11 protein-coding genes are annotated in these 15,021 nt (G+C 38.1%); 9 read left to right on the plus strand and 2 right to left on the minus strand.

The window, feature by feature from the left end; genetic code table 11:
- The first annotated feature begins 256 nt into the window (after positions 1-256).
- From GTK47_RS07645 to GTK47_RS07685, 9 genes are read left to right on the plus strand one after another with little or no spacing between them, the layout of a single operon-like run.
- The gene (locus tag GTK47_RS07645; RefSeq protein WP_165122631.1) at positions 257-3,568 is read left to right on the plus strand and encodes a phage tail tape measure protein; all 3,312 of its coding nucleotides are present in this window, start codon (positions 257-259) and stop codon (positions 3,566-3,568) included.
- Entirely contained in the window at positions 3,569-4,168 is a 600-nt protein-coding gene (locus GTK47_RS07650) for a hypothetical protein (protein ID WP_161769686.1), read from the plus strand. It begins immediately after the preceding gene.
- Positions 4,165-4,746, plus strand: a complete 582-nt coding sequence (locus GTK47_RS07655; RefSeq protein WP_161769687.1) for a hypothetical protein — start codon at positions 4,165-4,167, stop codon at positions 4,744-4,746. Before GTK47_RS07650 ends, GTK47_RS07655 begins: the two co-directional genes overlap by 4 nt.
- A 23-nt stretch (positions 4,747-4,769) precedes the next feature.
- On the plus strand, positions 4,770-5,378 hold the full coding sequence (locus GTK47_RS07660; protein WP_161769688.1) for a hypothetical protein: 609 nt from the start codon (positions 4,770-4,772) through the stop codon (positions 5,376-5,378).
- 56 nt (positions 5,379-5,434) lie between these two features.
- Positions 5,435-5,833, plus strand: a complete 399-nt coding sequence (locus GTK47_RS07665; RefSeq protein ID WP_161769689.1) for a hypothetical protein — start codon at positions 5,435-5,437, stop codon at positions 5,831-5,833.
- Positions 5,834-8,716, plus strand: a complete 2,883-nt coding sequence (locus tag GTK47_RS07670; protein ID WP_165122632.1) for a DUF1983 domain-containing protein — start codon at positions 5,834-5,836, stop codon at positions 8,714-8,716.
- Positions 8,716-9,078 (plus strand): hypothetical protein, encoded by a 363-nt coding sequence (locus GTK47_RS07675; protein WP_202608238.1) that lies wholly within the window; start codon positions 8,716-8,718, stop codon positions 9,076-9,078. The genes GTK47_RS07670 and GTK47_RS07675 overlap by 1 nt, the downstream gene beginning before the upstream one ends.
- 1 nt (position 9,079) lies before the next feature.
- Entirely contained in the window at positions 9,080-9,694 is a 615-nt protein-coding gene (locus GTK47_RS07680) for a hypothetical protein (protein ID WP_098943252.1), read from the plus strand.
- A gap of 50 nt (positions 9,695-9,744) precedes the next feature.
- Positions 9,745-11,241 (plus strand): hypothetical protein, encoded by a 1,497-nt coding sequence (locus tag GTK47_RS07685; protein WP_165122633.1) that lies wholly within the window; start codon positions 9,745-9,747, stop codon positions 11,239-11,241.
- Between the two features lie 540 nt (positions 11,242-11,781).
- Here the strand turns inward: GTK47_RS07685 and GTK47_RS07690 are convergent.
- Positions 11,782-13,338, minus strand: coding sequence for a methyl-accepting chemotaxis protein (locus GTK47_RS07690; protein ID WP_156733893.1), 1,557 nt, complete (start codon positions 13,336-13,338; stop codon positions 11,782-11,784).
- A gap of 381 nt (positions 13,339-13,719) precedes the next feature.
- Positions 13,720-14,946, minus strand: coding sequence for a site-specific integrase (locus tag GTK47_RS07695; RefSeq protein ID WP_161769845.1), 1,227 nt, complete (start codon positions 14,944-14,946; stop codon positions 13,720-13,722).
- Positions 14,947-15,021: the final 75 nt, after the last annotated feature.

Below are 15,021 nucleotides of genomic sequence, written 5' to 3' on the forward strand. Positions count from 1 at the left end.
GATAGCCCATTACTCTATTTTGCTTATCAACTTTCTGAAGAGTTGGGTGAAATTGATCCCTATCGCGTTCTCAATTTGCCTGCCAATACATTACTGGGTTGGCAGGCTTATTTTGCGCTCAAATCAGAAAAACCAGGTGTAATACCACCATCAGATATACCTCCCTCTCCTGAAAGCGCACATCAACCAACAAGCACCTCTAAATCTGTTGAGCAGCAATGTTCTGACGTAATGAGAATGATAGGAAGATAATATTATGGCCACTAATTTAGCCGATTTACGGGTTGGGCTATTGCTGAATGACGCCAGTTTTAGAAGCAATATTACAGGCGCATTAAACCATGCAGGGCGTGAAACAGAACGTTTTTCTAATAAAGCAAAGCGTGAAACAAAAGCGGTTGCAGATGGTTTTTATTCAATCAGTCATCAAGTGACGAATGTTGCAGGACGACTGGCGATGTTAGGTGGAGTGAGTTTATCCATTGGTAGCATTTTAAATATTTCTCGTAAGTATAGTCAGGCAATTTCTGATCTGAGTGCGATTACGGGTGCGTCTATTGAGCGCATGAAAGAGTACAGTATTGCCTCTCAAGAGCTGGGGCGAACAACAGAATTTGGCGCGATAAAAGTTGCGGATGCCATGAAACTTATTGCGTCAGCAAAACCGTCATTACTGCAGACAGCGGGAGCCTTAGAAGATGTAACGGCTAAATCGATTACCTTGGCGCAAGCTTCAGGTATTGAGTTAGCCGATGCGGCGAAATCTCTTACCTTAAGTCTTAATCAGTTTAGTGAGTCCGCTGTCTCATCTGAGCGTTACATTAATGTGTTAGCAGCAGGTGCGAAATATGGTGCATCTGAAATAAACGAAACAGCCCAAGCCATTGTGAAAAGTGGTACCGTTGCTTCTCAAGCCGGTGTTTCATTTGAGCAACTTAATGCTTCAATCCAAGTTTTAGCAGGAAAAGGGATTAAGGCTGAAACGGCAGGAACAATGTTGCGTAATGTCTTTTTAGCATTAGAACGTTCAGCAGATAAAAACTTGCGTCCATCTGTTGTGGGTTTGGCCACGGCATTAGAAAACCTCGACAAGAAAAACTATTCCACTACTGCATCGACAAAGATATTTGGTCGCGCCAATGTCAGCGCAGGCACCATTTTAGTTAAAAATCGGGATCAGCTAGTTGATTTAACTAAGGCGCTTACTGATACCGAAACAGCGTATGAGCAAGCAGGGAAAAGGGCACAAAATCTAAATGCTGACTTGGAGGTAATGGAAAGGTCGTTTGAGGGATTGGCGATTAAAGTTGGTACCAGTGCCGATGGTCCTTTACGAACAGGGGTGCAAAATGTTACTTCCGCTGTAAATGCACTAAATAATAACTTCTCAACTTTAGCTAACATTGCAACTTACGCTGTTTTACCTGTCATTGGTGCCAGAATGACTAGAGGGCTTCAAGAGCAAACCAAAGAATGGGTGAAAAATGAAGCAGCAGTCAGAAGTAATGCTAAGCAACAGGCTGAAACCGCCAGAAGAGGGATTGCTTCAGCTGATGCCACCATCAATAAACTAGCTCAGCAAGGTCAGGCATTGACTCAACAGAGCGCCATAATGAATCGGCATGGTTTACAGATGCAAGGATTGGCTAGTGAACGTAATCGACTAGTTAGACAGGAAGCGGAAGCATTAGCGTTAAGATCCAAATATACCGATCAACTTACAGCAGCTAATAATCGACTTTCATATAGCCAAAGGGCATTACGAGCATCTAGCTTAGGACTCCGAAGTGTTGTTTCTGCCTTAGGTGGGCCAGTTGGTGTGTTGGCTTTAGCTGGTTCAGCTATTTATTATTTTGCAACTAAAGCTGATGAAGCTAAGTTGAAGATTGATGGTTTACGGGGCTCAGTTGCTGAAACAATAGAAGAGCTTCAGCGTTTATCTAGAGTCAAATTAGAAATACAGGCTGATGAAATCGCAGAAAATATTTCTTTATTAGAAGCTGAGAGATCTCGAATCTATGGTGAGTTAGCTAGATATTCTGAAGATAGACAAACCTCGATGTCAGAAATAAAAGACAGCGGTTGGTTTGGTAACGCCATGGTCAGTGCTTTTGGGGATGATCCTGAAGAGGTGCTTCGAAATAGGCGAAGTGCGTTAGGAAAATTAGAAGATATAAATAAGGATTTAGAGACTCAATATCAACGACAAACAAGAACAAAAGAAGCCATAGAAAAAGGTGTTTTTAGTCAACCGACTAAAGAAGATAAGCCACTGGGAGATAGCGGAGGCGGTGGAAATGATGGAGGGAATGACCTAGCTTCAGGTTCTAAACAAAAAGTTAGTCAATACCATCAATTACGCATGCAAATAGAGCAAGAGCATGCAACAAGTTTAGAACGAATATCCTTAAGTGAATCGGAAACAATGCGCAAGCTTCAGGAAAACTTAAAAGCTGGTGGCATGAAGCAAGAAGAGTATGAGCGATTAAAAACACTCAATGCTGAAAATCACATGAAACAGCGTGCAGAGTTAGCGGAAAAATACTCTCCCATGCGCGCATCAATTCGAAATGAACAAGAGATGACAAAAGAGCTTAAATCACTCTTTGATCAACAGCTATTGACTGAAAAAGAATATCAATATGCACGACGCCAAATGGCGCAAGATACGACAAAGTATCGATTATCAGAGCAAGCAAAAGGTATTTCTCTCCCTAATATCAGCATTCTTGGCGAAATAGATCCCGTTATTCAACTCAGAAACCAACTGGAAGAACAAAAGGTGCTTTATCAGGCTTACTATGAGGATGGTTTAGTTAGCAAAGAACGTTATGAACAGTTAGTTATTGCGGCTACAAATAAGTCAAAAGAAGCACAATATCAATCAAGCAAAGAGCTGTATGCCTCCCAAGGTATGTGGCAACGTATGCAAATGAATTTAGTTGATGCTGTTGAACAACGAACCGCTAATGCAATGACAGGCATGTTGATGGGAACGAAGTCCTTTTCAGAGGGCATTAAAGAATTTTCTTCATCATTAGCCAGTTCAATTATCTCTGATCTTATTCGTATTGCAATTCAAGCTCAAATTACCAATGCATTGACGGGATTAATGGGCGGTTTTGCTGGTGGCAGTAGCGGTGCGGCAAGTGGCGCTAAAGCGGGTAAGGTGGGTGTAAAAGCGAACGCCAAAGGGGATGTTTACAGCTCACCAAGCCTCAGCCAATATAGCAATCAGGTGGTTAGTTCACCGACATTATTTGCTTTTGCAAAAGGTGGTACGCCTAATCTTGGCTTGATGGGGGAAGCTGGAAGCGAGGCGATCATGCCTTTAAAACGTGGACCTGATGGATCTTTAGGCGTTAGAGCAACCGGAAGCAACTCTGTTGCGTCAGGCGATACCATTATTCATCAAACATTTCATGTAACAGGTAATGGTGATGAAGCGCTTTATCAAGCTATACAGGAAGCAGCAAGAATGGGAGCAGAACAAGGTGCATCAAAAGCCAAATCTGACATTATGCGAGACTTTCAAACCAATGGAACATTAAGAAGGAACCTACGATAAATGGCAACGATATTATCGTGGCCACAATCCATCGTACCAGCCTCATTAAGCTGGCAACTCGTGAGTAATAGTAAAACCTTTACATCAACTTTTACGGGGAGTGTGCAGACGGTACGCTTTCCCGGCTCGCGTTGGCGTTGCAGTATGTCATTTAATAATTTGACTGATGAGCAAGCAAGGGTTTTAGAGGCGTTTGTTGCCGAGTTAGATGGTGAAAGTGGTCGAGTGAAAATTAGTGATTGGGCGCGCTCTGGTTTAACTCAGCGTGGTAAACCTAAAGTTAGCCAACCCAATCAATCTGGAAAATCATTAGAAACTAAGGATTGGTTACCTAATAGTATTGTGCTACGGATCGGTGACTATATCACCGTTAATAATGAATTAAAGCGAGTGACAGCTAATGTGATCAGTGATGCGCAAGGAAATGCAACAATTCCTATTGCCCCTATATTACGTTATGCACCTGCAGTAAATGATTTGATAGAAAATGAAACGCCATACGGTATTTTTAAACTAACTAGTAACGATCAGGGTAATTTCCAACGTAAGCCGGGCATATTTACTAGTACTTCTTTGTCATTCGAGGAGGCATTAACATGAAATATCATCCCTTTAGTAATGACATGGTTAAGGCAATTAACGAGGGGTATTATTTGGTTGTTGCCTCTCGTTTAGATCTCAAATCAGGTGTTGTAAGAGCACATACTGGTGTGGGCAATATCATTATTGCAGGTGAAGTTTATCAAGGTGTAGGGCAATTTGGTGCCATTGAGTCTGTGGGTGAAAATATGACCACTAGCCCACAACAACTTATTATGAAACTCTCAGGTTTTGATTCTTCCTTGATTGGCGAAGTGATGAACGAGCGGGTTCGTGGGCGAAATGCACAATTGATGTTAGTGGCATTAAATGAAGAAGGAAAACCTGCGCTTGCTGAGGTTTTATTTGCAGGCCAAATATCAACCATTGGTGTTACAACGGGTGAAGAGAATGAAATAGCAGTTACTGTTTCTAATCGATTTGAACGTTGGTCTTATGGATTACCAGACAGATTTACTGATGAATCATGGTCTAAACGTAAAAATGGAGATAGGATATTTCGTTATGTTGCGCAGATGGCTGATCGGGCGATTTATTGGGGCAGCAAGAAAAATGCACCTGCGTTTATTTATAAATAACTCTGATTATTGGTGTCGATTAAATGAAAAAAAATATTATTATTTTATTATTCATACTTTTAATTTTACCTAATTTAGCTTCATGTGATAAATCTGACTCAGATAAAAATAAATATAGCGCTCCTTTTGGCCTAGAGTGGGGTATGCCTATAAATAAACTTAAAAAAGAAATAGGAAACGATATTGAAATCTTAAATAATCAAGAAAATTGTCCATTTTTTAAAGTTAAATCTGAAAGTCTACCTAATGGTTTAAATAATAAAAATGAAACCTACACACTTATATTTTTACCAGAAAATAAAGTAATTGATTTTAACGGTCTTATGGGTGTGGAATATTATTACTTCATGGAAAATAAAGAAATATATGATATAGACTTTAAAAAAATGCTAAATAATCTTGAATTAAAATACGGGGAACCAACTAGAAAAAAAGAAGACGATAAATTATTTGAATATGTTTATTATTTTGATTTGGAAAATAAGAACATTATTCTAGCTGGACATAAAACCGAGTACGGGTATACGATTTGGATGTTGCAAGCATTCTTGCCGAAAGAAAATAAAAATACCATAGATCAAGCTGTAGAAAAGTTAAATTTAGAGTGTAAAAAAGAAAGAAATCCTCTGTAAAAGAAAATGAATATAAATACCCGCTTCGGCGGGTTTTTTATTGTCTGGAGAAAACCATGAGACACCAACAATGGACTACTCGCCTTCCTGAAACTTTAAAGAATGCCATAAATCGCCCTTTTGTATGGGGTGAACATGATTGCTGTTTGTTTGCCTCTGATTGCGTCATTGCTGTTTGTAATTTTGATCCTTGTGAAAACATTCGCGGGCGCTATAAAACAAAAACTGGCGCATTCCGAGTGTTACAAAAAGAGCTCGGAACATTGGAAAGTGCTGTGAGTCGTTTTTTTGATGAAATTCCAACAAGCGAAGCAGGGCGTGGTGACATTGTGATGTTTGAAGGGGATGAAGGAAATACATTAGGTGTTTTGTGGGCGGGTAAACTATGGGCTGTTTCAACAGATGGCGTTCGTGCGGTGAGCAATAAACCAATTAAAGCATGGAGAGTACAATAAATGGGTAAGACAGTCACAAGCGTTGTCTCTGCTGGCTTAATGATAGCAGGGGTTATTGCCACAGGTGGTTTGGGTACCGCATTAATTGTAGCCGGTATCGCTGTTCAGGCAGCAAGTGCGTTTATCTTTAAAGATAAAGTACCTGGCTCAGGTTATCGGGATCAGTCCGAACGTAAGCAAATGCTACGTTCAGCATCAGCACCAGAAACGGTCGTTGTAGGCAAAACAATGATGTCGGGCTTACTTTTCTTTGCTGAAGAAGAGGAAGGCGAGCAAGACGAAAATGAAGAACTCTACATGGCTTTAGCGATTGCATCTCATCCTATCCATAAATTAGGGCAGATTTATTTTAACGATGACAGAATCGAAGACTTAGGCACTAACGCACAATATGAGTTTCACAATGGTAGAACCGAAGCGGATCCTTATCTACTAAAAAATGCGCCATCATGGAAAGAGGATATGATCGGTAGAGGGCTTGCATGGTTACGTTTGACGTTACGCTTTGACCAAGAAAAATTCCCTTATGGTGTGCCTAATGTTAAAAGCGAATTATGGGGCAAAGAAATTTACGATCCCCGCACCGAAAAAACAGAGTGGTCGAATAATGGTGCTTTGGTCATATTAGATTACTATCGCCATTACTTAGGTGTTCCAGATTCCGATATTGATTGGGATGCATTTAAAAGTGCAGCAGATATTTGTGATGAAACCGTACAAACGCCAGATGGAAAAAGTGAGCCTAGATATACCTTAAATGGTGCTTATGAACTTGAAGAAAGTCCTGCCTCTGTATTAGAGATGATGCATAAATGCATTGCTGGTGAGCCGACCTATATTGCAGGCAAGCACGGCATTATGATGCAAGTTTATAATGGGCCTGCATTACTCACAATTGATGAATCACAAATTATCGACACAGTGACTGTAACGCCTGAACTTTCATTGCGTGATGCAACCAATGCAATTTACGGCACTTTCGTTGACGCAGAACAGCAATATAACAAAACCGATTTTGAGCCAGTGGTTATTGAAGAGTGGATAGAAGAAGATGGCTTAGAAATCAAAGAGAATATGGACTATCGTTTTGTTACTAGCCCATACCAAGCCAATCGACTAGCCAATCTCTATTTACGTAAAAAACGCGCAGGTCGTCGTATTCAATTGCGCATGAATTTAGATGGTTATGCTTATCGCCCTGGTGATGTTATCAAACTCGAATTACCTTCATTGGGGATCAGTGATTTAGAGTTTCGTATTGCCGATTGGAAATTTCATCCATCAGAAGGGGTAGAGATTACTCTCGAAGAAGATGGTTCTTATATTTATGAGGACTTAGCTAGTAAACCCTTTGTTAGACCTCCATTCACTAAATTACCCACCGGCGGTGTAGCAGCACCTATTAATCTTGCTTTTGTTCCTCTCTCTGTTACCGATATTGTTCAGGGATATATTTCATGGCAGAACGTGGCATCTGATATTCGCTATAACACGGTTAATATTCTCCAGAATGGCAAGGTTATACAGTCTATTCAGGTACCGGGTGAGCGTGTTGATATTAACGGTTTAACGAGAGGTACTTATCGTGTCGAAGTGAGAGCAATAAATGTTGCTGGTGCTATGTCTGCACCTGCTATCAGTGATTTTGCTATTCAAGCACCACCTGTGCCGATTGGTGTCGAAATAACACCGGGTATGTTCAGCTTAACGGCATCTCCTAAACAGGGGGATAGCGCTGTGTTTGGTTATACCTTTGAGTTTTGGTTTAGTGAGAAAAAACTCGCTAATCTCTCTGAAAATGAAGTGATCACCAAAACAAACAAAGTTGGTCAAGGAAATTTCTGGACGCAAGAGAATTTAAAAGCTGGCCACACGTATTACTTCTATATCCGAACAATCAACAGCTATGGTAAATCACCTTTTGTGGAAGCGTCAGGTATTCCAGTTTCATTGCCCTCAGATATTTTTGATGATTTAGATAACACAGTTAGAGAAACGGACGCGTTTAAAGAGCTGGATAAAAAGCTGGATTGGAATGCTGAGACGGCAATTATTTTAAGTAACGCAAGTCATCGTAATTTCAGACAGTTGCTAATAAAAAATGCTGAATCTCAAGCCGGCATTAGTGAGCTATGGCAAGCTAATGCAACTCAAGAAGAAGCCTGGGCACAGGAAGTTAAAGAAATTTACTCCGCTGTGGGTGATAACACGTCTGCTATTAAAGAGACTCAAACGTCAATTACCAAACTTGATGAGGCTATCGGTCAGCGATTTACTGAAATTCGCACGGAAATGGATAAGGCTCAAGCAGATATCATTTCAAACTCTACTGCCATCTCTAACACAAACAAGGCATTTGCTGAAAACAAAACCCAAGTTCAGGCCAAGCTTGATGAGCAGGAAGGCATGATACAGGAGAAGATGCAAGCCACGTTTGAGCAATCTGGTGACGGTGTTGTCACTCACTCAATCAATATCACGATTGTTCATAACGGCACTAAATACAATGCAGCAGGTCAGGTCATTAGTGCTCAAGTTAAGAATGGGAAGCTTGAAAGTTTTATAGGCTATAACGCTAATAACTTTGCTTGGTATAACCCAGTAAACGGCAAGATGGAACTGTTTATGGCGGTTAAAAATGGACAGCTATTTGTTAGAGAGGCATTTATTGGTGATGCTACTATCACCAGTGCGAAAATTGCTGATGTATTGCAATCAACTAATTTCAGCAATGATAAAAAAATTGGCTATCAATTAAATATGCGCACAGGGGAGGAAATAAAATATGGAAATAACTCGCAGGGCTACTGGATTGAAACAAACGTATTAAAGCGCTTGTTTGATAAAAACGGCACAATGCGTATCAGAATGGGGATGTGGTAATGGGAATGGGATTAGAAATTTATGATGAAAAAGGGCGGTTAATTATTGGTGAAGATACTATCATTCCTCGTTATTTAGGAAAGTTTAATTTGCCATTATCACAGTATGGTTCATTGATTATTCCTGAAATTTCATTCGGCGGGGAAATAGTTTGCCACTTTTGGATCCGTTATCGCTCTATATTCTCTAACTCATTCCACAAGATGGGGCCAAATGAACGAACTAGCCATTCAGTGAGCGGGACTACGTTAAATTATCGTTGTGATTATAACGTTTATCGATGGGAGCAAAATGGAGGGGGAGGTGGGCAAACGCAGACAAATGATAGTTTTTCAAATCATGTAGTTGTATGGGCGGTGTAATATGATTGGTGCTGAAATATACACAAAAAATCGCTTAACTCAATTCACAGATAGTTTGGAGACGATGTGTGTTTTAAAGAAGCTTCTTCCGTCTGAGGTAACGACAGCATCAGGCCCTTATGATGAGTTTCCCATTATTTATGCACTGAGTGGGCAGTGGTTAGTAGCGCCTATATCTAAAGTCGAAATCCCTACACATGGTGTTGGTTTTGAGGTGTATGACGCTGACGGTAAAGTAAAATTTTCATCATTGGCTAAGCTTGTCGCATTTGAAAAATATTATGATGTAAATATGGATTCTGCGGGTAAGGGAAAATTTCGAATTAATGGTAAAGCAGGGCATCGATATGGAATGATTCAAACGCGATCTCTAAGTTATTATCACAATACAAACATACGTAGTTATATTGATCCGGTCACTTGGGATGAGGTTTGGGCATTTAACAGATATATTGAACATTATGTTGTTATTGATGATTTAGGAGGGCTAACTTTTGAGTACAAATATGAATTTCTGGGTGAAGAAGATGGCTGGATTAGTATGCCACCCAGTAGGGAGGGCTCCGGATTAATGCAACAGGGTCTAATGATAGACGTTTCAATGCTCGAAGACTAAATACCGCATACTGCGGTTTTTTTATATCTAAATTTCAGGAATAAATAAAAATGATATACACAACAGGCACTGTTAACACAGTGTCAGGGTCTGCTATTGTCAAAGGCACTGGCACTAAATTTAAAAATAATAATCCCACCATTAATATCGGAATGACTATTTTAATTAAATCGGGAAACACGAATATTCCGTATATGATTAAATCCGTTAATTCTGACACTGAATTAGTATTAGCGCAACCTGCATTAGCCACAGCAACTAACACCACATTCTCAATTCATATTACTGAGCCAGATAATAATAGTGATGCAGCAAGAACGATGGTTGCAATAAATGCATACACGCAATATTTTCTCGACTCAATGAATACATGGATGACTCAGACCGGGCAAACAAAAATTGAGATGCCGAACGGTGAAGTTGTTACGCTCGATAGCATCAAAAAGATGCAGGGGGATATTAGTAAAAAAGCGGATGACGAAAAAACTATTCATATTGGTGATTTTGGATTGGGTCGCTCAAATATCACTGGAGATAAGCATACCCCTAATGCAAATAATATAAAATTCACAGGTGTAGCTACACCACCGGGTAGTAATGGAACTAACTATTGGAATAATTATTATCCATTGTTCAGTATGATTCGTGGCGGGGGGAATATAGGTAATAACGTCCAACTACAGATTACCCCTGAAGGAGTTGCATATAGACGAACATCAACTAATGAGTGGGCCAGTTGGATAAAGTTATTGAGTACTGGGGATTATGGCTTAGGGCAGACAACACTAAATACAACCGGCCGTTTGTCTGATTTGCTATCTACTCCTACGGGGTTCTGGTCATATATAAATCCGTCAAATATGCCAAACGGCGTTGTCACTTATGGAAGTTGTATTTCAACTAAATACGCATCTGATAATTTTCAAAACATTCTTTTACCTAATTACGGCTCTGATTATATAGCTATTCAGAGAATTACAAATGGAGAGGTCTCAACTGTTCAGTTGTTATCATCGAATAAATTTACTGTTGATTCAAATGGGTTTTATAAACGCGCCTCTCCAATCATCGACATTAACCCCGACGGCACATTTACAACTAACGACGAATCCGAAGGCGCTACGGTTACTCGAGTAGCTCAGGGTGAATATCTCATCGAAGGCGTTTTAGGCTTTAACTCAGATGCAGGCTGGGGCGGTGTTGATGGTGGTATTGAAATTCCACTCGATGTAAATAAACAGTCTCTTATTTGGGTTAACTCTAAAATTAACAAAGACGGCTCTATTCTCGTTAAAACGTATCACCGTACTCACCCTAACGCGCCAGAGTTCGCCCGTAATGATATTGACGGTTACAGCGACGGCGACCCAATTGATATCCCTGATGGTCGTTTTATCTCTGTTCGTGTACAGATGCCAGAGCAATCAATCTATAACGTGAGAATGCGTGAGATGGAAGAAGCGCAGAAAGCGGAAGAAGAACGCAGACAAAAAGAAGAGGAGATGAAAGCACAATTCGGGTTAGGTGAAAATGATGCACTACTATAGTGGGGCATTATAATGTAATGAATTTCATATTTTCACTATTGCATTATTGTTCATTTTTTTTATACTTTAATAGTAAGATTATTCATGTAAATATCATTAATAAATTGCCTTACCTTTCCCACTCCAAGAGTGGGATTTTTTTATTATCAATAAATTCTATCAAAGTCTTCATAATTACTATCAAAAAAACAATCGATACGTTCCGATTTGTTTAGAATTCTTTGACATTTTTTCAATACATTTGCATTCCTATCATGTATATTTTGGTATTGAATTTTTTCTTGGGGGGATAATTCTGAATAAATAACTCGTTCTTGACATCCAATTAAAAATAATGATGTTAGTAATAATAAATAATACTTCATATGCTTTTTGTTTTATAACTGTAAAGAAATATACTATTCTATTTAATTCTTATTTTTCAAGTGTTAATTATTAGATTTTTTGTTTTTTCTTAGTAGATGACTAAAAGCAAACAGGCTAGTTTATTTAATTACCCGTTTGCTTAAAATAACATTTTATACGTTAAATTTATTATATTTAGTTTAATTTAAATTTTTCTACAGCATATTGCAATTGTTCTGATTGCGTTTTTAACTCTAGTGCCTCAGTTGTTGATTTTTGTACAAGCGTTGCATTTTGATGAGTAACTTGGTCTATTTGGGTGATGGCTACACTTATTTGCTCAATACCTTGGCTTTGCTCATCAGAAGCAGAGGAGATTTCATTTATAAGATGACATACATTAGTGATAGCACTTATAATTTCATCAATTGTCTCTCCGGCTTCATTAATTAAATTAGAACCAGTGTTTACTTTATTTTCTGAGTTTTCTACCAGAACCTTAATTTCTTTTGATGCTTGGGCACTGCGACTAGCTAAATTACGTACTTCATCTGCCACAACAGCAAAACCGCGTCCTTGTTCTCCTGCTCTAGCTGCTTCAACCGCTGCATTAAGTGCCAGAATATTGGTTTGAAATGCAATGCTATTTATTACATTTGTTATTTGTGAGATTTGTTGTGAACTATGAGTTATTTCCGTCATTGTATTAATGATTTTATTCATTATATGACCCCCTTTTGTCGCGATATCGGTAGTGCTTTCAGCCAATCTCGTGGCTTCTTTTGCATTTTGGGAGTTTTGTTTTACTGTTGTCGTTAACTCTTCCATGCTTGCTGCTGTTTCTTCTAATGAGGCAGCCTGTTGTTCGGTACGAGATGCCAGATCGGTGCTTCCTTTAGTTATTTCATCTATACTGAAATGAACCGCGCTAGTATTAGCATGTACTGCATTTACAGTGTTTACTAATGATGCTTGCATTTCGTGTAAGCTAGTAGCTAGTTGTCCCATCTCATTACGGCCCGAAATGGTTATATTATTAGTAAGATCTCCATTCGCTATATTATGAATATGATACATAATAGATTTTAAAGGCTTTAATAAGAGGTGTTGTAAGCCAAACCAAACAATTATTAGGACTGTAATAATAACGATAGTAATTACACCAAGAATCCATTGCATTTGAATGAAGCTTTTATGATTTTCATCTTCAGCAATTTCTTGTAAAAGATTATTTTCATCTCTCCAGTTATTAAATGCCACCTCCATTTCATTTTGTATTTGTTGTGCTTCTAAATTACTATATGATTGGTAGTCATTTGAGCTTAGATATTCAATAGATAAATTCATCGTCTCATACATATTTTTCCACGTTTTTTTGATGTTATCGATCAATTCTGTTTGTTTTTTATTAATATCAGAAGATTGTAACCAAGATATATAATGAGATTCAGCTTCATTTAATGTGGTACGAGCAACGCCTAACATATCATTGATATCTATTATATGATTTGAGTCTTGTTGACTTTTGAGATACCTAATAGCAACTCTTGCTATAGTTAAACGTGTTTTTATTAGGGCATTAACACTGTCACTTAATTTTTGTTGTTGTTTATTTAAGTTTTCAAAATTTTGAAAGTTATGGAGATCTTTATTTATAATGGAATAAGAAAAACCAGCTGTGATTAGTTGTAATGCACAGAATATAGTTAAGGCAAAAATAATACTCTTAGTAATATTTAAATTATTTAACATTTTGATTACCCTGTTATAATTTCATGATGATACAATTATAACGGCTTATCTCAAATAACCTTTAATTTTAATACTCAATAAAATTATAACATTTTGATTTTTATAATGAAATAAAATCAATAAGTTTTTTAACACTTTTGAATTATTGTTTCTTATTTTTCTATTTAAATCGAGTAGTTACCTATATGCGTATAAAATATTTTATTAACTCATCATCTAAGATGAAAAATTCTTTATAATTAGTAACGTCTATTATATATGCTCATTATCTAGATATAAAAATTAAGAATATCGTTATCTAATTTTTAACTAATTAGTAGAATTGTTTTTAAATCTAATTAATACTTTTCTATTACTCAAGTTTTGTATATGGATAATATATTACTCTTTTTTTAGAGATAATAGCTTTTCACACCATGTATCAAGTGTTTCCCGTTTTTCTCTTAAATAATCATATCGGTCATAGTGCTTTTGAGAAACGCCTGGTCTTTTGTGGTTTTGTACCATATCCCTTAACTCAGAACTTATTCCCATTTCTCCAGCTAATGTTTTGAATGTTCTTCTCACATCTCTAGGCGTAAATTTCTCAAATTCATTTTTCTTACAAAATTTATTTAATTGTTTAGCGTATTCAGATGTTAACAGGTGCCCTTCTTTAGTTTCAGCAGGGAAAATATAATTAGATGTTGGATATAATAGTTCTTGGATATTCAGAATATTAATGGCAGGCTGAACCAAAGGGATCACATGATAATCGCCTGTTTTTGAAATGTGAGGAGGAACTGTTAATGTGTTGTTCTTTTTATCCCAATTGTCGCGAGTATTAGCCAGAATTTCCCATGGCCTTTGTCCTGCGGAATAAACGCAAAATAGAAATAGACGCGCATAATCTGAGTTAATAGGGCATTCTATGGTGGGCTTATTGAATAGTTCTAATAATAGCTTCAACTCATCCCATGATAAAAACCTATCTAACGCTTTATCTGCACCTTTTTGTCTAGGAACCACAGTGACAGGATTTCGCTCCAACCCATAAATAACGCGCTCGTTTATTTTTGCTGGATCATTATCGGCAAATAAACCGAAATTGAATACCGCATGTAGGTTTGCTCTTACCTTGTTTGAGCCAGCTAAAGCACCTCGGGAGATAAACTCAGAAAGTATTCTTTTTATATGATCTGGAGTCACATCTTTTGCAGGCATAGACGCATCAATGTGTTTACTATCTAGAACCTGATTTAGTCTGTTTTGAGTTTTATCATATGAGCGCTTGCCTTGTCGTTTCTGATCTTCAATGTAATCATCAAAGAGCTGTTTTACTGTGGCGTGTTCGTATTTAATCTTCTCAGGGGATGATGATTCTGTAGCTGCAGCTAATGATTTTACTGCTGCATCAGCGAGTGATAAATTGGGGTAATCACCAAGCGATATAAATTTCTCTTTCCCATCTTTGAAGTAGCGGTAGACGAAAACTTTTCTTCCAGATGGATATGTTTTTACACCAAGGCGTCCAGTGCCTCTAGTCGCTGATGCTTGCCAAGTATAATACGCAGATTTCTTTGGTTTCAGTCCTCGTATTTTACTATCAGTCAGTAATACGCTAGCCATAACTAATTTCCATTTACGGGTTGTTTGCGGGTCAAGTAACGGGTCAAGTAACGAAGAAATGATATGAAACTAGCT

Source organism: Proteus sp. ZN5, from assembly GCF_011046025.1.
In the GTDB taxonomy this organism is placed as follows: Bacteria; Pseudomonadota; Gammaproteobacteria; order Enterobacterales; family Enterobacteriaceae; genus Proteus.